The sequence below is a fragment of the Pseudoalteromonas sp. SG41-5 genome, from assembly GCF_014164495.1.
Classification (GTDB): Bacteria; Pseudomonadota; Gammaproteobacteria; order Enterobacterales; family Alteromonadaceae; genus Pseudoalteromonas; species Pseudoalteromonas rhizosphaerae.
In genome coordinates, this window is sequence record NZ_JACJFH010000028.1 from 1 (window position 1) to 25,686 (window position 25,686).

The window sequence follows — 25,686 nt, forward strand, 5'->3', positions numbered from 1 at the left end:
TCAGATTTTATGTCAAGGCTTACCAAGCGCTCTGGTCGCTTAAAACTTACAGCTTATGACTTATAGCTTTAAATCAGTTCATCAAACAAATCAAATAACTTATCTAGCTCTTCGATGGTGTTGTAATGCATGCAACCAATGCGTACAACGCCGCCAGTATCCAATACACCCAATTGCTTGCATAAGCCCTGAGCGTAGAAGTTACCATCCCACACACATATATGTTGCTTACCTAAAAACTCAGACACCTGACGTGGCTCAAGCCCTGCAAAGGTTAAAGCAAAAGTTGGGGTACGTTCAGCTAAACGATCTAAATCATCAATACCAAATAGTTTGATCTTAGGATAGTTAACTAGTCGAGTAAGGAAGTACTCACTTAACGCCATTTCATGCTGTTTAGTTTTTGCAAAAGCAGAAGCTAATTTATCGCGGCGTGAATAGCTACCATCAAGCTCACTAATATCTGCAATGTAGTCAACAGCAGCAATTAAACCTGCGAGTGCTTCAAAGCTTTGCGTGCCGGTTTCCCAGCGCCCAGGAATAACATCTTTGGCAGGCTCGACTTTGTATGGTCGAAACTCTTCAAGGTGCTCACGCTTACCGTACACCATACCTAAATGTGGGCCGAAAAACTTATACGCAGAGCAGGCCAAAAAATCACAATCAAGTGCTTGAACATCAATCAGCTCATGTGGCGCATAATGCACAGCATCCACATACACCAAAGCACCTACGCTATGAGCCATTTCAACAATGCGTTTAATGTCGTTTATAGAGCCGGTAGTGTTTGATGCATAAGTAACGGCTACTAATTTGGTTTTAGTACTCAGTAAGCTTGTAAAATGCGCTAAATCTAAGCTGCAATCAGCTTCGTTAATCAATACAGTATTAACCTTTGCGCCTTTATCTTCTGCAGCCTGCTGCCAAGAGGATACATTTGAGAAGTGATCTGCATTAGTCACGATAATCTCATCACCCGCTTGCCAATCACGAGAAATCGCACGGCTAAAGCTAAAAGTAAGGCTAGTCATATTCGCACCGAATACAATTTGATCGCGCGATGGGGAATTAAGTAAATCAGCAGCTGCTTGACGCGCATTGGCCATTAACTCAACGGTTTTATCGCTTGAAAAAAACGCGCCGCCTAAGTTAGAGTTGTAATAACCTAAGTAAGCTGACATTGCACTAAGCACTGATTGTGGTACTTGCGAACCACCCGGGCCATCTAAAAATATTGGCGATTTACCCGCAACTTGTTGCATAAGTGCCGGAAACTGACGACGAAGTTTAGTTAAATTCATTATCATTCCTTAAGCCGTTAGTACGAAACAATCTAGGTAACCGTCTTTACTTGCATCAATCTTATTCATCGGCGTGGCGTTGTGCCATACTTCACGGTCGTTGATTAATGCAAACATACCGTCTTTAATTTCCATTTTAAAACACGGCTCAGCTTGTTTGTTTTCATAAACAAGTAATTCACCACCTTCTAGATTTTCATGTGATACACCACAAATACATACATGATCAAAGCCGTCTTGGTGAATACCTTCTGGCGCCGGTGGCGTGTCGCTTTCAATTGCTAGCATTCTAAACTGGTGGATCTCAATATCACGGTCTTCGTCTATACCTGTGATAGCACGAAACTCATTAACGATACTTTTCATGCCTTCACTTTGCAGTAAGCTTGACTCTAAGTTCTCGTAAGTACGCTCAACATTACCTTGAAAGGTATTAATTGAATCATCTTGTACAAAGGCTTTAGTGGCTTGTAGTTTTAGTTCGCCACCTTGTGCTTTGATCACTGAATAGCGGCGTTTACGAAACGCACCATCGGCGTACGGATTAGCAGGTAGATTAGCAAATGATGGCTTGACTGCCTCGATATGAGCTTGGTTTACAAAACGAAGTTGTAATAGGTTCTGGTTGTTTAATGCTGTCATAAAATATCACCTAAAAAATAAGAGACTAACTCATAAATATTGAAGGGGATTTTAATGCAAGTAGAGAGGATTTTTTGCGTCTTTATTTAATAAAAGGAGTTTAAAAGTATAAAATTAAGATCCAAATGTGGGTTTTATTGAATTTTTAATTTAAAAATAAAAACGACCACGTGGCGTGGTCGTTTTATCAACTACAAAAAGTATTCAATAAACTTAAGGTGTTGTTTCTACAAACTCAACATTTACTTCGCACGACTCTGTGATTGGACCTACCTCATAATAGTCAGTTGAGTCCCAAGTACCATCACAGCCTGTTACGCTTACAACTTCATAACCACTATCAGTGGTATAAATTTATCCCGCGGCTTTCACCATCTGATTATAGAAAGTTAGATTCACTAACACTACCGTTGCCAGTAACGTTCACAGTAACACTGTAGTGTACTGAATACGAAATATTGTAATAACCTTGGTTATCACGTAAATCATCTAAATAACTAACAGTACCACTGCTTAGCGGATTATAATCAAAGTCCAACCTTGCTGATTTATCAGCAATAGCTTCTATTCCACTAATAGTCTCTAATGCATTCTGTCTAGAATAGACGTCTGTTAAATTGCTATTATTACTAAAATCTAGAGTCGTAATTGGAGAGTTATTCACCTGCAGCCAGTATAAAGACGTCATCTCACTTATATTTAGCTGTTCAAGCTGATAATTACCAAACAAATCCAGTGATAAAATTAGCTCAGGATTAGCAATTGACGATAAGTCACTAATACCTGATTGATATATTCCTAGTCTTGATAAATTAGTAAAAGACGAAAAATCAAAACTTGTATAATTAGCTCCACCTATCGTTAAACTTGATATGTGATAGACCTGTGACCATGGCACAAGTGATTGCTCAATACCTTCGATACTTAATGAAGTCAAGCTTTGTAAAGCTGAAAAATCTAGATTATTTATTGAGGTATACGAAATGCTAAGGCTTTCTAAATTAACGAGATTTGTTAGGTTAAGCACTGAAACCCCCATTTTACCAATATCAAGGCGAGTTAATTTCGTTAAATTGGTGACATCAAGCTCTGTTACCCCCGTTTGCCCCCATAAAAACGCATTTCTTAGCTCTGTTAAATGCCCAATATTGAGTTCAGTTAAGCTACCACTATTAATTGCTAAGTACTCTAACTGAGTGTTAAAGATTAGGTCTAGCTGATTTAACTCTATGCCTTGTAAGTCTAAATGCACTAATTGTGTTTGATTAGATAAATCAATCTGAGTCAATGGCATATCATGCAAAGTTAAATACTGCAGTGAGGTATATGCAGATAAGTCAATATCTGAAAGATTTTGTCCACTCAACTCTAGGCGAGTAATTAGACTAGAGTCGTAAAATTGAATAGATTCTATTTTTGTTTGCTGCTCAGAACCATAGTTATAACCATTAGAAAACTCTGTTAATTGCTCAAAAGCAGATAAATCAAGATGGGGACCCAAGTTTAAGTCTGAGAGTTCAAGAATCTGTAAATTAGGCAAGGCCTCTAGACCGGCTAAAGACGTAATCTCACCATAGTTGTTCCACAGGCAATTTAATTCAATCACACTCTCTAAGCTTGTTTCACCTGAATTATCAACACACATTGCAAGCGCAGGATCTGTAATATTCGCTTGGGTAGATAACGGAATAAGCTCTTTAAACGTTACATCAATTTGACAGCTTTCTTTCACATAAGGGATTCTATAATCACTGCCATCTTCATAGCCGTCACAACCTGAAATACTATTAAGCTCATAACCTGAATTTGGCTCAATAGATGTCGACCAATTTGAGCCATGAGCAACATTACTATCATCTCCTACAGCTAATGAGCCATTACCATCACCATTAACTGTGATTGTATGCATAGGTAAATCAAACGATAAGTAAACTTTATCTTGCTCTAAGCAGCTATTACCTTTTAAGTACTTACAGAAAGTAACATTACGGCGGTTGTTATCAATTAATTCAATAACAGTATCTTGACCGTCGAGGGTTAACTCTAACTTTCCATCAACTAGCTCAACATATACAGGTTCAGTGTCGTCAATCTGGAAAATATAGTGTTGCTTATTTAGCACTTCATCATAGTAACCATAGGTAACAGCCCAGCGAGCAATACCATTACTATCATTTTGATAAAGGCTAAAAACTAAGTTATGTTCTTCGAAATGAGCGACATCTGTTGAAGGTGTGTAATCATGTATATATAAATGTGCTGTAGTGTCTCCACCATTTACGGCACCGCTAAGCGTCCGCTCTATAAAATAACGCTGACCATCAACAGCAACTAGGGTATATATAAACTCCCCCTCAAGTGTGCATGTATCTAAAGAAACATCGCACCAATCAACTCTCTGATAGATGCCATCAACGTATTCAGAATATCGATCACGTTTTAAATGTCCACCTTCAAACCCTCCTTGAAAAGAGCTTGTGTCAAAAGTAAAGAAAACCTCTCCATCATCATAAACTTGTATTTCCCCCCAATGGGTGTCTAGGTCATGACCATCTCTAAACTGGTGACGACCAGCAAAGTTATCTGCACTAATTGGTTGTTCATTACGACGCACCATGATGCCTGAATCTGTATAATGCTCACCGTCAAAAATACCTTGAGTAACAAGCTGGTAACCAACATTTAAACCTTTAGTGATATAAAATGATTCAGTTCCGTTATCTTCAGGAAAGAAAAGCGCTATAGAGTTATCAACTATTTGCCAAGTGAAATTCTCTTCGGATAAGTCACTTATATTATGAGATACACCAGACCCATCAAGATTAAAATTTACTTTATTAACAGTCTTTTCCCCGACCAAGTCAACTGACCATTGTCCTGCGATATCATCGGTTGTAATAGCTAAACGTTGATCGAGTGATGTTTTACTCACTTCATAAGAAGTTGTGTATTCATCAACTAACACATCATCTTTATATTGTTCGATTACTCGATCTAACTCATACCAGTTAATTCCTTTCTCTGGTAATGGTTTTAATCTCAGGCTTGTAGCAATATCTTTAAAATTAACTTCAAGTGGAAAACCCTCTGGGTATTCTATATTTTGATATTCATTAAGAATAAACGCTTGCTGTGGGGTGATTTCAATCACACCTTGCTTATCCTCTTGCCAAGTAATATCAACTTTACCGTTGTAGGTTAAATAGCCGGTATTATCTTCATTAAGATCTACAGTATAAGCACTTGCATAATACAGATCTTGATTACCAATAATGAAGCTACCAACTGTTTGCTGTTGCTCTTTAAAGGTTGCTGTAATTTCACAATCAGTGTTACTTGCAAATGCAATGTAGTGATTACCTTCAATATAGCCATCGCAGCCTTCAATTACGTCTAAAACGAAACCGTCGTCAGGAATGATTTCAAACCCAACTTTTTGATACAAAAATGACGCTTGTGATGCGGGTGAAATTTCACCATTGCCACTTGAGTTAGCGCTAAGGGTAACTTTAGGGCGCTTTGGTAAGTAAGTAATTTGTGACGCAGCATTACACGTGCCACCATCTTGATAATGGCAAACTACAATGCTGCCGGTATCTGATGAAACAAGCTCAAGATGCCACATTTCACCATTTCGGTCATAACTTAATACACCGTCATTAAAGGTTGCGCCGGTGTAAGTCTGCCCCTCTAATTCAACAACGTATATTACGTTACCGTTTTCGTCATATTCAGTATAAATTCTATCTGTTTGGCCATCTGCTGAATAAAACTCTGTGTAATTCTCTAATAGCTCTTCGGTGAATGCGCTGTAGGTTAAGTCTTTGCTGTATTCATAAACTAATATTGCACCGCTTTGAGACCTAATCTCACCATTTGGTAAATAGTAATTTAGAGTGCGCTTAATGTAATACAGGTTACCAACAATACTGATGAACTCATGAATCATTTCACTTTCAAGGTAGCAACTTGCACCAAAGCCTTCACATGACGTAACAATTTCATTGTTATAAATAAAACGCTTACGTGTAAACTGACCATCATTTAAATGCCCCTGCCAATCAGTGATGCCTAGGCCGATCATCATTGTGCCATCGCTAAAAATATTTAAATCATACGATTGAGATGTGCCGATAAAGCCATGCCAACGACCAATTAAATCATCATTCGTAGTCGATACCGCTTGTTTTTTGATTAATAGCCCCGTTAGGGTGTCACTCGGCTTATCAAAGCTCGTATCAAGACCAACTAATTGATAGCCGCCACTTAATGCTTTTGTAAACCAAAGCTCTAGCTGCCCTGTTTCGCCGCCGTCATCATAGTTAACAATTAAGCTATGGCTATTTAGCTGCCAAGTAAACGCTTCGCTACTATCAACAACGCCTGTACCGTCAGCATAAAATTGCAGAGTTTCAGGTAGGTTGGGATCGTAGCTAGTATAAAAGTCATTATCTTGTACATGAAGTGCCCACTCACCTACCAGCTGTTCAGCTAATAATGAAATGGTTTTATTTTTATATATTAGATTCGTCGTATATGTTTCATCATCTTCAGTCGTCATTGTAACTGAACCGCTGTTGCTATTAACAACCGTTCGCTCTGTTGAACGCGTCACTTCGATGGTTCTAAACACATCGTTTTCAGCCAATACAGTAAAGCTGAATCCAGTTAAAACTACAGACTCTGAACTTTCTGCATCTGAATTTTGATAAATCGTAACTTTTTCAGCAAAGTCTAATGTATAAACGCCTGCATTTTCAGCCCAAGAGATCGCACTACTGGTATTAGAGCTAAACTGCCCGCTTCCATCAGCCCTTAAGCTAAGGTGGAATGCTGTATTGGTATGATAACGAGGTGAGTTAATAATATAATTACCCTCGAGCGTACCTGTTGCGCCGGTTACTAGAGCATCATCTTCTTTAATTTCTTTTTTGGTTTTTTCGATGATTTCAGGATCTTTCTCTATCACTTCTTCTTCAAACTGCTTCGCGACTTGTTCATTCGCAACAAGCTCCAGCGTGCTATTAATACCTTCAGGTAATTGATAATCTGGATTATCAACAACAATCTTAATAAGTGTTGCTAGCTGAATCTTCTCATCCGCATCAACATTTAACAGTGCGCTATTAAGCTCTTCTTCACTCGCAGGCTCTGTACCATCACGTGTTAAAAGTGCAAATTCAGCAGTGGTAACATTAGTGATATTGACACCAAAATTATCATTACTATCAAGCGTATTATCCTCGCCCGCTTGTGCTAAAAGCTTTTCAACTGAACTTAGCTGCGATACAAACTCAACACCTGGGTTTAAGGTATCTAGTCCTTTCGCTTTTACTCTTACCAACTTTTTAGTTGATGACTCATCGATATTTAAAACCGCTGTATAACGACCACTATCATTTGCTTGAACCTGGAACGATTCACCACCAACAACAATTTCAAGTTCAGCATTTGCAATTGGCTCATCAGTAACAAGCCCTGTTATGGTTACATTGGATACTTTACGCTTGATGAGCACCGCTTGAGAGGATGATGCTGAAGCACCATCATTATCAGTAACCGTTACAGTAAAATTAACCGTAATGTCTTCACTGATATCGGGGGAAGTAAAGCTCACTTCAGCACTGGAAAGACCATCACTGATAAAGTCAAAGCTCGCATCGTGGCTCCAACTATATGACGAAATTTCACCATCAGTATCATTTGCTGTCGCTTTAAGAGTGAATGTTTCTTGTTCTATTTGTTCATCTGCAGCCGTTAGTGTAACTATTGGGCCTTGGTTAACTGGGTCAACAGGTTTTGGCGTTGTACTACCGCTATCATCACCTCCGCCTCCACAGCCAGTTAAAAATAGTGCACTGGCTAGTAAGCCTATGCGTAGCTTTATTTCAAAAAAACCCATTTTATTCCCCTTTTAAATGGATGCTATTGAGGGAGCTGTGTTTAAATCATTTCCCTTTAATAATTTAAAAAAGCCTTAGCTTAATGTGGCTTTAAAATTTTGTTTTCGGTTCTTATAACTTTTTATATTTATACTTTAAGAATTACACCTCAGAAGCCTCAAGCTCGAATCATCATTCTCAAGTTATTAAATCTCCCAATCCCCTGATTCTCATAGGCTAATTATTCTTTCGTACACTAAAGATATTGATGCTGCGTAATTTGATGTGGTAAATGAAATTGAAATTAGCTAAGGAGTTTACGATGGTGCCTTTCATTGCTGATTGATTATTTTAATAGCATGAAGGAAGTTATCGCCTTTTCCATGGCAACTAATAACATATGTTAATTTTTTATTGGTAAGATTCTAGACTAAGAAAACTTTTCGTCAAGTGAAAATGAACAAAGGCTTAACAAAAACCCACATATTGTGGGTTTTTTTGCAACAAGTAGACTTTTAAACAGCTTGTTGAATAATCACGTTGTCTGCTTTTTTAGTGTAAGCAGGCATGCGATGGAAGTTCAAGTAACGGTATGTATCTGATGCTGTTGCATTGATCTTCGCAGCATATTCTTGATACTCAGCAGATGTTGGTAACCTACCTAAAATTGCAGCGATTGCAGCAAGTTCAGATGAAGCTAAAAATACGTTTGCGCCATTACCTAAACGGTTCGGGAAATTACGTGTAGAGGTAGACACAACTGTTGCTTGATCTGCAACACGTGCTTGGTTACCCATACATAGTGAACAACCTGGAGTTTCGATACGTGCGCCAACACGACCAAAAATACCGTAATAACCTTCTTCTGTAAGTTGGTCTTTATCCATCTTAGTTGGTGGAGCAACCCAAAGCTGAGTCGGTAATTGACCTTTAAAGCCATCAAGCAACTTACCAGCAGCACGGAAGTGACCAATGTTAGTCATACAAGAGCCGATGAATACTTCATCAATTTTCTCGCCTGCAACATCAGAAAGAAGACGCGCATCATCTGGATCATTTGGTGCACAAAGAACTGGCTCTTTAATTTCGGCTAAATCGATATCAACTATATGAGCGTACTCAGCGTCTTTATCAGCTTCCATAAGTTCTGGGTTAGCTAACCACTCTTGCATTGCTGTAACACGACGTTCAATCGTACGTACATCACCGTAACCTTCAGAGATCATCCACTTCAGCATCACAATGTTTGATTCTAGGTATTCAGAAATAGATTCTTTAGATAACTTAACAGTACAACCTGCCGCCGAACGCTCTGCAGATGCATCAGATAATTCAAATGCTTGCTCAACAGTTAGGTGCTCAACGCCTTCAATTTCTAGTACACGACCAGAGAATTCGTTAATTTTTCCTTTTTTCTCAACGGTTAATAAGCCTTGCTTAATACCGTAGTAAGGGATTGCATGTACTAGGTCACGTAATGTGATACCAGGCTGCATTTCGCCTTTAAAACGGACTAAAATTGATTCAGGCATATCAAGTGGCATTACACCAGTTGCTGCTGCGAATGCTACTGCACCCGACCCAGCTGGGAATGAAATACCTAATGGGAAACGTGTATGTGAATCACCACCAGTACCGACGGTATCTGGTAATAACATGCGGTTTAACCATGAGTGGATAATACCGTCACCTGGGCGAAGTGAAACACCGCCACGGTTCATGATGAAATCAGGAAGCGTATGGTGAGTATTTACATCAATAGGTTTAGGGTAAGCTGATGTATGACAGAAAGACTGCATTGTTAAATCTGCAGAGAAACCTAAACAGGCTAAATCTTTAAGTTCATCACGCGTCATAGGACCGGTTGTATCTTGCGAACCAACAGTTGTCATTTTAGGCTCACAGTATTGACCTGGGCGAATACCAGCAACGTTACATGCTTTACCAACCATTTTTTGCGCTAGTGTGAAGCCTTTATCAGAAACTTCTGTTGCTGTTGGTACTTTAAATACATCTGTTGCACCCAAGCCAAGAGATGTACGCGCTTTGTCAGTTAAACCACGACCAATGATTAGTGGGATACGACCACCAGCACGAACTTCATCTAAAATTACCTCAGATTTAAGTTCAAAAGTAGAAATAATTTCATCAGTACCATGACGCTTAACAACACCTTCGTAAGGGAAGATATCGATTTGCTCACCCATGTTAAGTTCATCAACATTTAATTCGATTGGTAATGCGCCTGAATCTTCCATTGTGTTGAAGAAGATTGGCGCAATTTTATTACCTAAACATACACCGCCAACACGCTTGTTTGGTACAAACGGGATATCATCGCCCATAAACCAAAGTACAGAGTTAGTTGCTGACTTACGAGAAGAGCCAGTACCAACAACATCACCTACGTAGGCAAGTGGTAAGCCTTTCGTTTTTAGTTCTTCAAGTTGTGTAATTGGACCAACTTCACCAGCTTTATCAGGTGTAATACCGTCACGTTCAATTTTTAGCATTGCTAAAGCATGCAATGGAATATCAGGACGTGACCAGGCGTCTGGCGCTGGTGATAAATCATCAGTATTTGTTTCGCCTGTTACTTTGAATACCGTAACTGAGATTTTTTCAGCAACCGCAGGTTTATTGGTAAACCATTCTGCAGCAGCCCAAGATTCAATAATTTGCTTAGCGTATTCATTACCCGCTTTTGCTTTTTCTTCAACGTCATAAAATGCATCAAACATTAATAACGTATTTGCAAGACCTTTAACAACGATTGGCGCAAGCGCTTCTTCGTCAAGTAGCTCAATCATGGGGGCGATGTTGTAACCGCCAAGCATTGTGCCTAATAGTTCAGCTGCTTTTTCTTTTGAAATTAGTGGTGAAGTTGCCTCACCTTTAGCAACTGCGGCTAAAAAGCCAGCTTTGATGTAAGCTGCGTCATCCACACCTGGCGGCACGCGATTTACTAATAAGTCTAAAATAAACTCTTCTTCACCTGCAGGTGGTGTTTTAACTAGCTCGATAAGATCAGCCGTTTGCTGAGCATCCAATGGCGCTGGTACGATACCTAACGCGGCACGTTCTTCTACGTGTTTACGATAATCTTCTAGCACAATATTGCCCTCTTGGTGACGTGAAAGTATTCAGTAATACACATTCTCGCGAAAAATTACTCAATACTTATAGTATTCTGACGATTAATTATAAAGCTTTTAAATATAGATGAAAATCCGTGCAATCAAGCAAAATTCTATACTCATTATAAATACTGTGAATAACCAATTAGGAAAAAACCATTCACATGAATGTTAATTAACTGCGAATTATTGCTATTTTTTAGGCATAAAAAAACCCAGCATCTTGCTGGGTTTTTAATAAATCAAATGCTATTAACGCTTAACTTTCACGCGCTCAATTGACTTAAGGTGTGCTTCTACACGACGGTTTTCCGCGTGTGCAGCAGGTGTGTTGTCTGTATTTTTAAGACGCTCTTCGCCTAGACCAACAGTAGTAATACGATCTTCAGCAATGCCATCAGCAATTAGCTTAGCAGCAACTGCATCAGCACGCTTTTTCGATAACCACTTGTTATACTCAGCTTTACCAACAGCTGAAGAATGACCTTCAAGTAATACTGTTGTGTCTGTATGCTCTTTTAAGAAGCTAGCAACTTGGTCAATACCGCTGTCATATTTACCAGCAACTTTTGAGGCGTTGTTAGGGAATGTTACTAACAAGCTTTTAGTTACTTCACGGTCTTCATATAAAGTACAACCTGTACCATCAACAGCATCTGTCATTGGTGTGTTTGCACATTGGTCATCTGCATCAGGGATGTTATCACCATCGCTATCTACCGGGGCAACTGCTACAGGTACTACTGTAGCTGGAGCTGGAGCAGCTTTAACTGGCTCAGCAGCTGAACTTTGCTTGCCAAATAAATAGCTAAGACCAAGTTTAGCACCTACATCTGTGTAACCACGGTCAAGGCCTTGGTAAATAGATGTTTCAGCATTAAATGCAAAATTATCAGTGAAGTAATGTTGGTAACCAGCACCCACATTAGCAAAAGTTAGGTTTTCTGTAATATCGATTTTTTTAAGACCGAAAATACCATAGAAAGGGCCGCCGTTGATGTGATAAAGACCATCAATACCTAAACGGTCGCCGTCCATGCTTGTTGCGTTCATGGCAGGATTTGCATTTGAAATGTCAAAATCCATATCAGCATATTCTAGACGTGCACTCCAGTAATCGTTAAAACGATAACCAATTTCTGCACCCCAACCAGTTGAATCATCAACGTTGGTACCTGCGCTTCCACGGACATTTTCCCATGAAGCATCGTAATAATCGCCAAAAGCACCGATAAAGAAACCTTCTTTTTCAGCAGCGAAACTTGAAGCGCTAGTTGCAGCTAGTGCTAAAGCAATAGTAAGTGATTTTAATTTCATTGTTTCCTTCCCATTTTCACAATTAAAATTGTAGCTAAGAGACCCTAGCTCAATAAGTTTAACCATAGAGTACCGTATCTTTAGTTAATCATTACTTAACGAAAATATTTAAATGCATATTTTGCAATTTAACTATTTATTAAAATAAAGCGCCCTACATTATAGTTCAGATAAAAAACTTTACCTAACTTGCACATCTATCGATTGTCAGCATTGTAGTTGCTATCACTGCAATTTCAGCCACAACGTTTCTAATATCTTTGGCTTTAATAATTTAAATGCTTAAGCTAATGAGTGCATTATATTGGTTAATTTTAAATCAACAAGTAGTTAAGCATATTTATTTCTTATAATTATTAATAAATAACAGCTTTTAACTAAAGATCTGGATGTATAAGTCACATCAATTCATTAATCGTCGCTCAATTTACGAACAATACGCCTAACAATCAGCACTGCGTTATTATGTTCCGCAGAATGTTTGGTAATTAGTATCCCCATCAACAGGCGGGGAGTACCAAAATGCAGGGCTTGCCAACAATTGGTAAGGCGACCTCAAGGCCGTTAAATATTCATCTAACATGCTGCTTTCACCAGTACTTTCATACTGCTGTATTATGCTTTCAACAATATGATTACGCGGGATCAAGCGTGGGTTGGCTTGGCGCATCAGCTGATAGCTTTGCGTATTTGTTCTGGCTAACCACTTAATAGACCAACCAGCCAAGTCACTCGGAATGGCAGTCTGACCTTGCAATGATTCTGTTAAGGAGTCAAAAGTATTGGTGTAATCAAGCTGATGGGTTTTCAGTAAAGTTAATAACTCGGATACTAATTCAGCATCGCCATCTTGATGACCATCAAAGCCCAACTTTTTCGCCCACATCTGTGTAAAGGCTTGATGAAACTGCTCAGCAAAACCATTTATTAATGGGCTTAATAGCTCAACAGCCAGCTCTTCGTCATCGCTAATTAAAGGAATTAAACTTTCAGCTAAACGTGCACAATTCCAATTAGCAATATTAGGTTGATTGCCAAAAGCATAGCGACCTTGGCGATCAATAGAACTAAATACAGTATCAAAATCAAACTGATTCATCATTGCACAAGGGCCATAATCGATGGTCTCACCACTGACGAGCGTATTATCAGTATTCATTACTCCATGAATAAAACCAACGCGCATCCAGCTAACAATCAGGCTAACTTGCTTTTCAATTACCGCACTTAAAAATGCCAAATAACGCGCAGAGCCCGTAGACTTTATCTCAGGATAATGACGCTCAATAGCTAAATCAGCTAAGGCTTTTAAACCAGTAACGTCACCTTGCGCAGCTAAATACTGAAACGAACCGACACGTATATGACTACTAGCAACGCGGGTAACAATGGCTCCTTGTTGTGGTGGTTGACGGTAAACTGTTTCACCACTGGCAACAACTGCCAAACAACGTGTCGTCGCTATGCCAAGCCCGTGCATTGCCTCACTCATTATATATTCACGTACCGCAGGACCGATTGCACAACGGCCATCACCTCCACGTGAAAATGGCGTAGCACCAGAACCTTTGAGTTGAATGTCCCAAAGCTGTTGCTGCTGATCAGTGACAGCCCCTAATAAATGTGCTCGCCCATCACCTAAACGCGGTGAAAAATGTCCAAATTGATGCCCTGAGTAACCTAATGCCACAGCAGCAACATCGCTGTTATTAAGATTACCAGAAAAAATTACCGCACGTTCTGATGTGACAACCTCAATATTAAGCTGCCTAGCTAACGTATCGTTCCACAGCAGTAAGTTTGGAGCAATAACAGCACTTGGCTGATCAGCCACAGCAAAATCATCAGCAATCTGGGTGTAACGAGCAACTAATTTCATAGTATTCCTTAAGCTTGGGTTGTTTGTATACCAACGCGATTATCGCCCACGCTGTATGCAACTAACAGACTGAGCTCTTGTAGGCTTAATCCGCTTTGTTGCTGCAATTCATTAAAAAAATGTTGAGCGCTGGCAAGTGACTTTTTAGTTTGTAAACCGCCATCAATTATTTTATGAGCACGGAGATAACTTTCTACATCACGCGATAATAAAAAAGTATCTTTCCCTAAGGTTCGCAATGCATAAGGGCCGGTGTTACCACCTAAACGCGCCCCATGCTTTTTTAAATACCCCCACAAACCAATAATATCGTCGCTCGGCCAATCTGCAATAAACTGACTAAAACTGCCATGTTCACTTGCCACTTCATGGATCATATACGCATTTTCTGGGATCGTTTGCACTTTTTTAAAGTTACGAACGCTTCGCCCATCGGTGGCTTTTTGCTCAAGCATATCTGGCGGCATCATTAATAATTTAGCCACACTAAAATCCCAAAATACTTCCCGAAAACCTGGCCATTTATTGTTGATCACTGACCAATAAAAACCACTTTGAAAAATTTTGCGGGTAAACTCTTCAAGCCATGCATCATCAGGTAAAGCAGTTAATTGCTTTGCATTTTGAGGGGCAACAAGTAATTGCTGTAACATTACTTCGCTACCTTTTCGCTGTGCCGCTCGTTGATATATATCTTGAAATTTTTCCATTACTCACTACCACTGCTTGTTATTACGCTTACTGTAACGCTATTTACGTTGTAAAAAAATGTCAGGAGCACATTGCAGCTAAAAATAAACTTAAAAATATCCAGCCTTGACACCTAGACGGCTAAAATGCTTTAATCTTTCGCATTACCCCTATTAAAGGTTTGAGTTTTAAACGATAAAACTTACACCATGGGCTAGAAGAGGTGCGTTATTCAGGTAACGTATGTGAGGAGCACATACTCCAGTGATCATACGTGAGGGGAATTAACGCCGAGAAGTAACACTTTTTGTGAAGTTTTACTTCGGGCGACTGGGTTGAATCCCAGCGACTGTCACCAATAACAGCTTGGCTGTTAAAATATTTGGTGGAGAGCTTCTGGTCTTAGCGTAATAAGGCCATAGCGCCCTATTATATTAAGCCCATTCGCTCTTCGAATTATTAGTTCGAACGACGTTAATGTGGCTCCAATCATAAAAGCTTATTAACTCCTCGAATCACTTATAAGTTCGTGAGAGATGATCAATAACTTCAATTTAAATGACTACCCTTTGTGGACGGCACTCGTCACGCCATTTACTGACGCTGGTGAAGTCGACTATGCCACTCTTGATCAGTTAGTTGCACAGCAGCAAGTGGCTGACAATGGTATTTTATTACTTGGTAGCACCGGCGAAGGCCTCGCACTAACACTCAAAGAGCAACAAGCGATTGTTGAACACGTGTGCCAATTAACGCCAACAGTACCGCTGATGGCTGCAGTAGGCGGTATAAATCTAAAGCAACAACTTGCCTGGGTTGAATACTGTAATCAGTTACCCATTCATAGCTATTTACTGGGCACTCCCCTATACGCTAAGCCCGGCGTGGTAGGCCAAACACATTGGTTTGAAAGCTTACTTAATACCAGTAAACATCCTTGCATGCTTTATAACGTACCAGGGCGCAGTGCTGTTGATATTCCATCGGCCGTAATTAGCAACTTGAAAGACCATAAAAACTTGTGGGCACTCAAAGAAGCCAGTGGCGACATTGCTAAATTTGAAGGTTTTAGAAAAGTCGCACCTAATTTAGCTATTTTTAGCGGTGACGATGCACTGATGCCTTACTTTGCCCAGGCTGGCGCAAAAGGTTTAGTCTCTGTGGCTGCTAATGCATGGCCTGTGCAAACCCATGAGTTTGTAAAACGAAGTCTCAGCGGTCAACACCCCAATTTATTTGCCGACTGGTCACAAGCCATTCAAAGCTTGTTTGCTGTCGCAAACCCTATCCCCGTCAAAGTATTGATGCATTTACAAGGGCGAATTAACAGCCCGTACTTACGTCCACCTTTGACGCATCTTGAGTTAACGCAAACTGATTGTATTAACAACGCAAACAACACCATTTTATCTTGGCATTAAATACAGGTTTTTATAATGAGCTGGTTAGAACTACTAAATAATTTAGAATCGGGCGCTGTGCGCGCAGCAACACAAGACGACAACGGCCAATGGCATGCTAACGTTGCAGTAAAACAAGGTATTTTAGAAGCGTTTAAAAATGGCACTAATACCGAATTTCCAGGTGGCTTTGTTGATAAACACAATTTAGCACCACAAGGTTTTGCAGCCGATGCTGGAGTGCGTATGGTACCTGGTGGCTCAAGCGTTCGCCGTGGCGCACACGTTGCTAAGGGCACGATTATTATGCCACCAGCATATGTAAACATTGGTGCGTTTATCGACGAAGGCACGATGGTTGATAGCCACGCGTTAGTGGGGTCGTGTGCGCAAGTAGGTAAAAATGTACATTTAAGCGCTGCAGTACAACTAGGCGGTGTACTTGAACCTATTGGTGCAAGCCCGGTGGTGGTAGAAGACGATGCATTCATCGGTGCAGGTTGCGTGATTGTTGAAGGCGTAGTAGTGAAAAAAGGCGCGGTGCTCGCACCAGGTGTACGCTTATCAGCAACTATTCCTGTTTATGACTGTGTTAATGAGCGCCAGCTGGCTAAAGGCGAGCCTATTCCTGAATACGCGATTGTTATTCCAGGCTCTCGTCCAGCTTCTAATACTTGGGCCCGCGAGCAAGGATTAAGTATGTCGTGTGCATTAATTGTAAAATACCGTGATGAACAAAGTGATGCATCATTGCTGCTTGAAGAGGTTTTACGTTAATGAGCTTTTTGAGCACGCCAGTTAAAACCGCCATTGATGAGCTATCAACTACGCTTGATACACCATTTTTTATTTACGACCTTGATACATTAAACGCACACTTAACGCGATTAGTGGCGCAAACTGAGGTAAAACTGTGGTATGCCGTAAAAGCTAATCCATTATCTAAAGTCATTCAAAGCTTAGATAACGTGGGTTTTAACTTTGATGTAGCAAGTAAAGGCGAACTTGAGCAAGTTCTGGCACAAGGTATTAACAGCGAGCGCGTGCTCAATACAGGGCCTGCCAAAAGCCCAAAACAAATTAAACACTTTATTGCGCGCGGCGTACGTACCTTTGTTGCCGAAAGCCTTAATCAAGTACGCTGGCTTAACGAGCAAGCAAGCTTACAAAACTGTCAGTTACAGGTATTACTGCGAGTGCAATTACGCTGGCCTGAAGGGGAAAAAAACCCACTTGGTGGCGATAGCCTTACTCCATTTGGTTTAAGTTGCGATGAATGGCAAGCGCTAAATACTAGCGACTACCCAGCGCTTAATTTTGACGGCCTGCATATTTTTCAGTGGGGCAACATGCTTAGCAGCGACAAACTCGCTGAACTTTGGTCACAAATGATTACGCCGTTAACAAAGCTTGCCAACGACTTAGGTATTCACTTAAAAGTACTCGACTTAGGCGGTGGTTTAGGTATTCCTTACACTCTTGATGCACCAACCTTAAGTTGGGATGCGCTCATTGATGCATTAGCTAACATTAAACATGCCGCAGGCGTACAAGAACTCTGGATGGAGCTTGGCCGTTATGCTGTGGGCGAATGCGGTCATTACGCAACGCCTGTCGTTGAGCGAAAACTTAACTATGCCCAACAACAAGTGATCTTAAGCGGCGGTATTAATCATTTATTGCGCCCTGCAGTCACCAGCCAAGATTTCCCAGCACGATTATTACGAGACTCAACTGCTGCATACCAAACTATGAGCTTATATGGGCCATTATGTACAGCACTTGATTACTTAGGTGAACACCAATTACCTAGTGATTTAAATGAGCAAGACTGGTTGGTGTTTAGCCAATGTGGCGCGTACGGCTTTACCGAAAGTATGCCGTATTTTTTATGTCATGAGCTAGCAGCTGAATACACATTACAAAATGGCGAGCTTAACTGTATTCGCACAGCTGAAGATGCCAGCTACTACTTAAGGTAATTGAGATGAGTACGACTAAAGCTATAAGCCAAGAAAACATAGTAGTTGGTGAAGTTGCCAACGGCCTACCGCTCACAATTCCTGTCTATCGTTTAAAAGGCGATGGCACTGGGCCAAGTGTGTATGTGCAAGCTAATATGCACGGTGCAGAAGTACAAGGCAATGCGGTTATTTACCAATTACTTGAGCAGCTTAAGCACCTTGAACTCAAAGGCGATATCACCCTAGTGCCTTACGCGAACCCAATTGGTTGCAATCAAAAATCGGGGGAATTTACCCTTGGTCGTTTTGATCCAATCACCGGCACCAACTGGAACCGCATGTATCACTGTAATAGTAAGCTCGCGAGCCAATTTGCTGAGCAATATAGTGATGCCGATGAGCAAACCTTAAAAAGTGCGTTTAAAGCCGCACTGATTGATGAAGTAGACCAACAACTCAGCGGTCCAGCTTATCGCCTAACTACAGGCAAACGCATTGCACTTAACTTGCAAAAGTTGGCACACCAAGCTGATATCGTGCTCGACTTACACACAGGCCCCATTTCGAGTCAGCATTTATATTGCCCAGATTATGCCAAGGCCAGTGCCAACTACTTTAATATTCCTCATGTATTAATCATCCCTAATGATTTTGCAGGAGCAATGGATGAAGCAAGTTTTTGCCCATGGTGGCAATTAACCGAGGCATTAGCTCAACAAGGGCGTGAGTTTAAAGTGCAGGTTGAAGCTTTTACGGTCGAACTCGGCAGCCAAGAAAAAATCGATTTAACTGCGGCCCTTGATGATGCTAATAGTATTTTAAGTTACCTAAATCATAAGCAGGTATTCGTTGATGCCCCCTATCAGCCAAAAGTAATGAAGCGCTACGGCTGTGATTTAAATGATTACCTTGCTTACTATGCACCTATGGGCGGCATGGTTGAGTATATAGCGCCACTTGGCGGCCATATCAAAGCTGGCGAGCCGATTGCTAGAGTATTGCGAATGGAGCGCTACCTAGCAGAGCAACCATTACAAACCCTAACACTTGATTGTGACGCCATCGCGATTTTGCATTTTGCTTCAGCAAGCGTAAACCAAGGCACCGAACTATATAAATTCTTTACTAACGTATTTGAGCTTTAATTTTTATATCAAGCTCAACCCTTCTCATTGCGTGAGAGCACGACTATCCAATTGGAAAAAGTGCATTGAACAAGCGGCTTCGGCCGCTTTTTCTTTGTATTTATGGGCAAAAAGCGCCACAATCAACTAAGTTCAGTAACAATTCACTGATATTCAGTTAAAGTAAATGCTGGATAAATGTATGGGATAGGTATCTTAGTCGTTTTATGATACTGAAATTAGCCTATTCTCATTTACGAAAAACACAATAGCTACTCTCTATTTGATTTTATCAAAGGAATAATAATGACTTGGCACTATGGGATCCTATTTACTGCACTATTATCAAGCTCTGCATTCGCACAATCAGAATCAACAGCAAAAACCAACGAGCAAGATGATGATGTCGAGCTAGTAAAGCAATGTATTTTAAATGAGGCAATTGGCGGGGCTGGCGAGATGACGCTAGCACAACTGCGTGAAAAATGCTCATCACTTGATGAAAGCAAACAACTTACCGCACTCGATAAGCGCCAAGCACGCGAAGAAGTAAGTAAAGAAAACCGTAATGTTATTACCCCACACAAACGTAACTACATTTTACCTGTTTCTTATGTATCCCACCCAAACAATAGCTCGTTTGAAGCGTATGACGAACTAACCGGTGAAAAACAAGATGAACCACTCGATAACTTAGAAGCAAAATATCAGCTTTCAATTAAGGTACCTATTTTCGATGATTTTTCTGATGAAGACCAGGCTATATTTTTTGCCTTTACATTACAGTCATATTGGCAGCTTTATAACAAAGAAAGTTCCTCACCATTTCGTGAGACCAACTATGAGCCTGAAATTTTTTGGGTTAATTATTTAGATAAAAAGCACGTTCCATGGGGCGACGAAATGGCAGTAGTCCTTGGTATTTCGCATCAATCTAACGGTAATAGTCAGCCTGATTCGCGCTCATGGAACCGTATTTATGCAAACTTTTTGTGGGAAAACGATGGCTATGTGTTTAGCTTTAAACCTTGGTACCGTATTTCAGAAAGCGAGAAGGAAACGCCATTAGATCCAAGAGGTGATGATAACCCTGATATTTACAAATACATGGGTTACTTTGAATTTAGCGGTGCATATCGACTTAATGATCATGAATTTAGTTTTATGACCCGCAATAATTTAAATTCAGATAACCGCGGTGCAATTCAGCTTGATTGGTCATTCCCATTATGGGGCCGAGTTCGCGGTTACGCCCAATACTTCAACGGCTACGGTGAAAGTTTAATTGATTATAACGCTGACATAGAACGTATTGGCGTGGGTATATTATTAACTGATTTACTATAAAAAAAGGCCAAGCAATTGCTTGGCCTTATCTTTTGTTTGCTCTGAATTCTAACTACTTAATAATTCTAAATGTACCTTCAAACTCAGCAACCAGTAACTCACCATCGTAGATTTCCACTGGTACTACATAGCTCGCTTTACCTTCTGACTCTAACTCGGCTAATTTACCCTTACAGCCGCTTAAATCAACGCTGCCACGTGGGTCGTTATTAAGCGGTTTTAAATATTTAATATTAGCATCAGCTAACACAATATTACCTTCAAGCCCGGCTTCTTTGAGTGCTAAATAAGTCGCGCCCCAGCCGGTTAACGTCGCTAAACTATAAATAGAGCCAGCAAACATAGTGTTATGCAAGTTTAAGTTCGCATTTAAATCTGCACTGGTGGTAAATTGCCAATCAGTGTAACTTTCAACTTTAATGCCCATAGCATCGCTGATCGGAATAGATTCGCGCCAGGTATTTTGCAGAACTTGGGTCCAATTGGGATGGCGGAACCAGCCTGGCTCAGACGGTTTTTGTTTCACCATTTTCCAGTGTTGTACATCATCGTAAGCTAAGTGAGCCTTTTCTTTTAATTCATAACCATGACGTTTGTAAAATTCTAATGCTCGTTCACGAGCGAATAAAACTAACTCATCGGCGTCTTGAGTCCAGGCTATTTTCTCGAGCTCATGCAATAAACGGCTACCAATGTGTTGATTACGGTTACCTTGTGCAACGGCCATATAACGGACTTGCGCTTGTTGTTGATTATTAAAATGCAGTCGTGCAACACCTAACACTGCCCCCTCTTTATTTTTAATAAAGCGATGCTCAGCATCTTGCTCTAAATCATCCTGCTCAGAACCACGCGGTTCATTCCAAGGCGCGCGCAATACTTGCCAACGTAATTGATAATACGCTTGCCAATCTTCGCTACTTTGTGGTGTTGTCACCTGAAACATAATCACTCCTGTTGCTACCAAGGCCGCAAACGCTTGCTAATTCAAGATGCGTTTATCTAACTAAAAATGCGGTCAGTTATTATTTGCAAACTACCATACTCCATCTGGTAAAAACTTGGAATACGACTTTGGTGAGCAACGCAAAATAACTGCTTTACCTGTAAAACTTGATAGACATATTGGCACTTTAGATTGACTCGTCTATGCTGATGTAACTATGGAACATTTTTTTGAAGACAACGGGGCAGTAAAACACAGCTTTATCGAAGATTGTCACCGTATCGGGCAACTACTCTATTGGCACAAATATGGCGCCGATTGCATTCAGGTACGCCAACATAAGCAGTTACGTTGGTTATTGATCAACGAAACACTACAGTCAGTGGTCGAGAAAAGCAGCCCAAGCCATTTGCTGTTTCCGCATTTGCAATATTTAGCGCAATTATGGCAACCACTCCCGGCACCAAACGCCGTACTTGAACTGGGCTTAGGTGGCGGCGCTATCCGCAATTACTTACAACACACCTACCCTGATAGTCAGCTACTTTCTGTAGAGAAAAATCCGAATATCATTCATTGCTATAAGCGTTTTTTTGGTGGTGAGCATGCATCGAATTTACGCTGTTTTGATGCTGAAGCTGTATTAGAGCATGGCCCACAATACGATTGGATCATTCTTGACCTATTTAGCCAATTAGATGCGCCGTTATTTTTATACAAACACCGCTTTTATGAAAAACTGCGCTGTGCTTTAACTAAAAATGGCTATTTATTTATTAATTTTTTATCTGGTCATGAATCACAATTAAAGCAGTTAGAACATTTGCTGATCACCACTTTTGGTAAAATACCTGGCATCGAAAAAATTCCAGGTTATGCCAACAACATCGTGGTGATCAGAAAATAACTGCTAGCCTTAACTACACTGTTAAATTAAATGTCACCGGCCCATCATTACATAAACTGACTTGCATATCCGCAGCAAATTGCCCTGTAGCTACGCTTAACCCCATAACTCTAGCTTGGCTAACAAAGTATTCGTATAGCTCATTAGCTTGTGCAGGTGTGGCTGCTGATGAAAAACTTGGCCGCATGCCTTTTTTAGTATCTGCCGCCAGAGTAAATTGCGATACCACCAATAACTCACCTTGAATATCTTGCAGGCTTAAATTCATTTTGTCGTTTTCATCGCTAAATACGCGGTAATTACTAACTTTATGTAGCAGCTTATCAGTGCTTTGTTGATCATCATGCTTTTCAACCCCAAGCAACAATAAAAGCCCCTGCTCAATTTGACCAATTACCTGACCATCCACTTCAACTTTTGCGTGTTTTACGCGCTGAATTAATCCTTGCATCTATTCCTCGATAATTTGATACACATAAGATCGGCTGCACGCCGCACTGCCGCTAAATATACATTACTATCAACACCATGCCCAACACCATCTAAAATAAGTAACTGTGCGTTGAGTTGCTCAGCTAAATGCTGTACGGCATTAAAACGACACACTAAATCATGCCTGCCATGAATAAACCAAGTAGGAATTTTACTAATTTTTTTATAGTGTTCACCAATGAAGTTATCAGTAATAAAACACTGAGCAGTAAAGTAATGGACCATTAAACGCGCCATATTAAGCCCCAACTGTGGTGAACTTAACCCCCATTGATGTTGCTGTTTACCATGGCTTAATACGTTTTCCCATTGGCACCATAATTTAGCAAAGTGATTTGCATTAATTTGATTATCATCATTTAATTGCCGCCGATAAAACGCAAAAATGCTGGCAACATCAGGTAAATCCTGAGAAAAACGCGCATATAATTCAGGATAAAAATGTGCAGCAGCACCATGACGACTATATAGCCACTGAAAATCGGCTGAAGTAGCTAAAAACGTGCCTCGTAAAATTAACCCATGTACATGTTGAGTGTGTTCGATGGCATACAGCAAACACAGAGTTGCTCCCCACGAACCACCGCTTAACACCCACTTTTCTAGTCCTAAGTAAGTGCGTAAATAATCAAGGTCAGCGACCAGTTCTGTGGTTGTATTAGCGCTAGTTAAATGAGGCGTTGATTGCCCGCAGCCGCGTTGGCTATATAAAATAATACGATAACGGGTAGGATCAAAGAAACGGCAATTATCAGCATGTAAACCTACGCCGGGCCCGCCATGGCAAATTACCACCGGCAAGCCAGCTGGATCACCGAACTCTTGTACATGAATTTGGTGCCCACTTCCCACACTCAAATGAAAATCATGGTATGGGGTAATATTTGGATATAACTGCATAATGCCGATTCTCCTATCAGCGATGCAGTGAATTACTTATTAGCATCGCCCTCATCAAGGATAATATCGGGTGTATCTTCGATATTTTTAGGGCCAATACATACTGTAAACTCTGCACCGAGTAACACAACCACCCACGACAAATACACCCACACAAACAAAATTGGAATAGTTGCCACCGCACCATAAATCACTTCGTATGAAGGAAAGTGACTGATATAAAGTGCAAAACCTTTTTTAGTTAATTCAAACAACAAGGCTGCAAATAAAGCACCTGGTACTGCAGCTTTAAAAGATACGCGAGTATTAGGCACTAAAGTATAGAGCATAATAAAGCCAGCCATAGAAATTAAATAAGGCAGTAATTTTAATAAAAAGCCACTAAAGCCCGGAATACCCTGATCGGCAAATGATACTAACGACACAATATATGAAGTAACACCAATACTTGCGCCTAATAACAATGGCCCTAAACTCAACACCATCCAATATACCGCGAAAGAAATCATCATTGGTCGCTTGGTTTTAATCCGCCAAATTCGATTCAGTGTCGCATCAACATTACGGATCAGTAGCAATGCTATCGCTGCAAGAAAACCAATACCTACAGCAGTCATTTGATTCGCATTACCTGCAAAAGACGTTATATGCTCTTTAATTACATCTGATGAGGTGGGCACAAAGTTAGTAAATAAAAAGTTTTCAATAGCAATACGGGTATCTTCAAAGCCAGGAAAAGCCGAGAAAATAGCCACGCCAACTGCAATTAAAGGAACCAATGAAAGTAAGGTTACATAGGCTAAATAACCAGCATTTACAGTAATTTGGTCGTCAATACAGCGATTAATATACTGCATCCACCACGTTGGCTGCTGACGTATAAGTACCCTCAACTGCTGTTTATAATGTGCGACCTTTTCATTCATAAAGTTAACTTTCTGCTAAAATAGTTTTGATTATCATAGCAATCCACCACATAATTTACAGCACTAACGGATTTAAAAAGGGATCTCGATGAAAAAACTGACTTTACTCAGCGCACCAATATTGGCCTTATCACTGGCTTTATCTGGCTGCCAATCTGCATATTACTCGGCTATGGAATCAGTTGGTGTGCATAAGCGTGACATTTTAGTGGACCGCGTAGAAGCAACTAAAGAGTCTCAAGAAGAGTCTCAAGAGGAATTCCAATCTGCACTTGAGCGTTTAACAACATTGATTAACTTTGATGGTGGAGATGTACAAGCAGCCTATGACCAACTCAATGATGACTACGAATCTAGCCTTGCGGCTGCTAATGACGTTACAAATAACATCAACAAAGTTGAAGATGTAGCTGAAGCATTGTTTGAAGAATGGAGCGATGAATTAGAACAGTATTCTAACGCCTCACTTAAACGTGAAAGTAATAAAAAGCTCACCGCAACCAAACGTGACTTTGATAAACTATTACGCTCTATGCGTAATGCTGAAAGCAAGATGGAGCCGGTACTGTCATCACTGCATGACAATGTTTTATACTTGAAGCATAACCTTAATGCACAAGCTGTATCAGCCATTCAAGGTGAATTCACTAATCTTAAGCGCGACATCAAAGTGTTAATGGATGACATGAACAAGTCGATTGCTGATTCAAATAAATTTATTGAGCAAATGAGTAAAGCAGGCTAAATCAGCTGTGAGTTTGCCTGTCACTTATCAAGAGCGCTAGTTTGCTAGTCGCAGAGTAATCAAAGCCTACATTTATGTAGGCTTTTT

The 25,686-nt window shown here is 40.4% G+C and carries 18 protein-coding genes and 1 riboswitch; of the genes, 7 read left to right on the top strand and 11 right to left on the bottom strand.

Annotation, left to right across the window (positions count from 1 at the left end; all coding sequences use genetic code 11):
• Window positions 1-68: 68 nt before the first annotated feature.
• From H5232_RS09375 to H5232_RS09405, 7 genes are all read right to left on the bottom strand, one after another.
• Window positions 69-1,301, bottom strand: coding sequence for a cysteine desulfurase-like protein (locus H5232_RS09375; protein ID WP_182768016.1), 1,233 nt, complete (start codon window positions 1,299-1,301; stop codon window positions 69-71).
• Between the two features lie 9 nt (window positions 1,302-1,310).
• Complete coding sequence (locus H5232_RS09380) at window positions 1,311-1,943, bottom strand: 2OG-Fe dioxygenase family protein (RefSeq protein WP_182718990.1); 633 nt, start codon at window positions 1,941-1,943, stop codon at window positions 1,311-1,313.
• 379 nt (window positions 1,944-2,322) lie between these two features.
• Window positions 2,323-7,845: a leucine-rich repeat domain-containing protein gene (locus H5232_RS09385; RefSeq protein WP_182830818.1), complete on the bottom strand. Its 5,523-nt coding sequence runs from the start codon at window positions 7,843-7,845 to the stop codon at window positions 2,323-2,325.
• Between the two features lie 495 nt (window positions 7,846-8,340).
• Window positions 8,341-10,938 (bottom strand): bifunctional aconitate hydratase 2/2-methylisocitrate dehydratase, encoded by a 2,598-nt coding sequence (gene acnB, locus H5232_RS09390; RefSeq protein ID WP_149980473.1) that lies wholly within the window; start codon window positions 10,936-10,938, stop codon window positions 8,341-8,343.
• A gap of 276 nt (window positions 10,939-11,214) precedes the next feature.
• The gene (locus tag H5232_RS09395; protein WP_182740387.1) at window positions 11,215-12,279 is read right to left on the bottom strand and encodes an OmpA family protein; all 1,065 of its coding nucleotides are present in this window, start codon (window positions 12,277-12,279) and stop codon (window positions 11,215-11,217) included.
• A gap of 463 nt (window positions 12,280-12,742) precedes the next feature.
• Entirely contained in the window at window positions 12,743-14,158 is a 1,416-nt protein-coding gene (locus H5232_RS09400) for a YdiU family protein (protein WP_182794426.1), read from the bottom strand.
• A gap of 8 nt (window positions 14,159-14,166) precedes the next feature.
• Window positions 14,167-14,868: a DNA-3-methyladenine glycosylase I gene (locus tag H5232_RS09405; RefSeq protein ID WP_182830819.1), complete on the bottom strand. Its 702-nt coding sequence runs from the start codon at window positions 14,866-14,868 to the stop codon at window positions 14,167-14,169.
• A 190-nt stretch (window positions 14,869-15,058) separates the two neighbouring features.
• A riboswitch (Lysine riboswitch) is annotated at window positions 15,059-15,252 on the top strand.
• Window positions 15,253-15,384: 132 nt separating this feature from the next.
• Between H5232_RS09405 and dapA the strand changes: the two genes are divergently transcribed.
• From dapA to H5232_RS09430, 5 genes are all read left to right on the top strand, one after another.
• Window positions 15,385-16,269 carry a 4-hydroxy-tetrahydrodipicolinate synthase gene (gene dapA / locus H5232_RS09410; protein WP_182830820.1) on the top strand — a complete coding sequence of 295 codons (885 nt, stop codon included), beginning with the start codon at window positions 15,385-15,387 and terminating at the stop codon, window positions 16,267-16,269.
• A gap of 15 nt (window positions 16,270-16,284) precedes the next feature.
• Window positions 16,285-17,025, top strand: coding sequence for a 2,3,4,5-tetrahydropyridine-2,6-dicarboxylate N-succinyltransferase (locus H5232_RS09415; protein ID WP_182735693.1), 741 nt, complete (start codon window positions 16,285-16,287; stop codon window positions 17,023-17,025).
• Window positions 17,025-18,230, top strand: coding sequence for a PLP-dependent decarboxylase (locus tag H5232_RS09420; protein WP_182794425.1), 1,206 nt, complete (start codon window positions 17,025-17,027; stop codon window positions 18,228-18,230). Before H5232_RS09415 ends, H5232_RS09420 begins: the two co-directional genes overlap by 1 nt.
• A 5-nt stretch (window positions 18,231-18,235) precedes the next feature.
• Entirely contained in the window at window positions 18,236-19,357 is a 1,122-nt protein-coding gene (locus H5232_RS09425) for a succinylglutamate desuccinylase/aspartoacylase family protein (RefSeq protein ID WP_182768011.1), read from the top strand.
• Window positions 19,358-19,642: 285 nt separating this feature from the next.
• Window positions 19,643-20,683, top strand: coding sequence for a phospholipase A (locus tag H5232_RS09430; protein ID WP_149980465.1), 1,041 nt, complete (start codon window positions 19,643-19,645; stop codon window positions 20,681-20,683).
• Between the two features lie 52 nt (window positions 20,684-20,735).
• On the opposite strand, the gene H5232_RS09435 is transcribed toward H5232_RS09430, so the two are convergent.
• Window positions 20,736-21,629, bottom strand: a complete 894-nt coding sequence (locus H5232_RS09435; protein WP_145237973.1) for a bifunctional GNAT family N-acetyltransferase/hotdog fold thioesterase — start codon at window positions 21,627-21,629, stop codon at window positions 20,736-20,738.
• A gap of 217 nt (window positions 21,630-21,846) precedes the next feature.
• On the opposite strand from H5232_RS09435, the gene H5232_RS09440 reads away from it, so the two are divergent.
• Window positions 21,847-22,536, top strand: a complete 690-nt coding sequence (locus H5232_RS09440; RefSeq protein WP_182718985.1) for a spermidine synthase — start codon at window positions 21,847-21,849, stop codon at window positions 22,534-22,536.
• Window positions 22,537-22,549: 13 nt separating this feature from the next.
• Here H5232_RS09440 and dtd read toward each other — a convergent pair whose 3' ends face one another.
• The 3 genes from dtd to H5232_RS09455 are packed head-to-tail and all read right to left on the bottom strand — an operon-like array spanning window position 22,550 to window position 24,854.
• The gene (gene dtd, locus H5232_RS09445; RefSeq protein ID WP_182732350.1) at window positions 22,550-22,987 is read right to left on the bottom strand and encodes a D-aminoacyl-tRNA deacylase; all 438 of its coding nucleotides are present in this window, start codon (window positions 22,985-22,987) and stop codon (window positions 22,550-22,552) included.
• A complete protein-coding gene (locus H5232_RS09450; RefSeq protein ID WP_145237966.1) occupies window positions 22,975-23,928 on the bottom strand; it encodes an alpha/beta fold hydrolase in 954 nt (317 codons plus the stop codon). The genes dtd and H5232_RS09450 overlap by 13 nt, the downstream gene beginning before the upstream one ends.
• 32 nt (window positions 23,929-23,960) lie before the next feature.
• Window positions 23,961-24,854, bottom strand: coding sequence for a virulence factor BrkB family protein (locus H5232_RS09455; RefSeq protein WP_145237963.1), 894 nt, complete (start codon window positions 24,852-24,854; stop codon window positions 23,961-23,963).
• A gap of 88 nt (window positions 24,855-24,942) precedes the next feature.
• Here H5232_RS09455 and H5232_RS09460 point away from each other — a divergent pair, with 88 nt between their 5' ends.
• Window positions 24,943-25,599, top strand: a complete 657-nt coding sequence (locus H5232_RS09460) for a DUF2959 domain-containing protein (protein WP_145237960.1) — start codon at window positions 24,943-24,945, stop codon at window positions 25,597-25,599.
• The last annotated feature ends 87 nt before the right edge of the window (window positions 25,600-25,686 follow it).

What these genes read in the sequence shown, in the direction of transcription:
- H5232_RS09375 (WP_182768016.1), bottom strand. Translation starts at nt 1,301, where the DNA reads ATGAATTTAACTAAACTTCGTCGTCAGTTTCCGGCACTTATGCAACAA.
- H5232_RS09380 (WP_182718990.1), bottom strand. Translation starts at nt 1,943, where the DNA reads ATGACAGCATTAAACAACCAGAACCTATTACAACTTCGTTTTGTAAAC.
- H5232_RS09385 (WP_182830818.1), bottom strand. Translation starts at nt 7,845, where the DNA reads ATGGGTTTTTTTGAAATAAAGCTACGCATAGGCTTACTAGCCAGTGCA.
- H5232_RS09395 (WP_182740387.1), bottom strand. Translation starts at nt 12,279, where the DNA reads ATGAAATTAAAATCACTTACTATTGCTTTAGCACTAGCTGCAACTAGC.
- H5232_RS09400 (WP_182794426.1), bottom strand. Translation starts at nt 14,158, where the DNA reads ATGAAATTAGTTGCTCGTTACACCCAGATTGCTGATGATTTTGCTGTG.
- H5232_RS09405 (WP_182830819.1), bottom strand. Translation starts at nt 14,868, where the DNA reads ATGGAAAAATTTCAAGATATATATCAACGAGCGGCACAGCGAAAAGGT.
- dapA (WP_182830820.1), top strand. Translation starts at nt 15,385, where the DNA reads ATGATCAATAACTTCAATTTAAATGACTACCCTTTGTGGACGGCACTC.
- H5232_RS09415 (WP_182735693.1), top strand. Translation starts at nt 16,285, where the DNA reads ATGAGCTGGTTAGAACTACTAAATAATTTAGAATCGGGCGCTGTGCGC.
- H5232_RS09420 (WP_182794425.1), top strand. Translation starts at nt 17,025, where the DNA reads ATGAGCTTTTTGAGCACGCCAGTTAAAACCGCCATTGATGAGCTATCA.
- H5232_RS09425 (WP_182768011.1), top strand. Translation starts at nt 18,236, where the DNA reads ATGAGTACGACTAAAGCTATAAGCCAAGAAAACATAGTAGTTGGTGAA.
- H5232_RS09430 (WP_149980465.1), top strand. Translation starts at nt 19,643, where the DNA reads ATGACTTGGCACTATGGGATCCTATTTACTGCACTATTATCAAGCTCT.
- H5232_RS09435 (WP_145237973.1), bottom strand. Translation starts at nt 21,629, where the DNA reads ATGTTTCAGGTGACAACACCACAAAGTAGCGAAGATTGGCAAGCGTAT.
- H5232_RS09440 (WP_182718985.1), top strand. Translation starts at nt 21,847, where the DNA reads ATGGAACATTTTTTTGAAGACAACGGGGCAGTAAAACACAGCTTTATC.
- dtd (WP_182732350.1), bottom strand. Translation starts at nt 22,987, where the DNA reads ATGCAAGGATTAATTCAGCGCGTAAAACACGCAAAAGTTGAAGTGGAT.
- H5232_RS09450 (WP_145237966.1), bottom strand. Translation starts at nt 23,928, where the DNA reads ATGCAGTTATATCCAAATATTACCCCATACCATGATTTTCATTTGAGT.
- H5232_RS09455 (WP_145237963.1), bottom strand. Translation starts at nt 24,854, where the DNA reads ATGAATGAAAAGGTCGCACATTATAAACAGCAGTTGAGGGTACTTATA.
- H5232_RS09460 (WP_145237960.1), top strand. Translation starts at nt 24,943, where the DNA reads ATGAAAAAACTGACTTTACTCAGCGCACCAATATTGGCCTTATCACTG.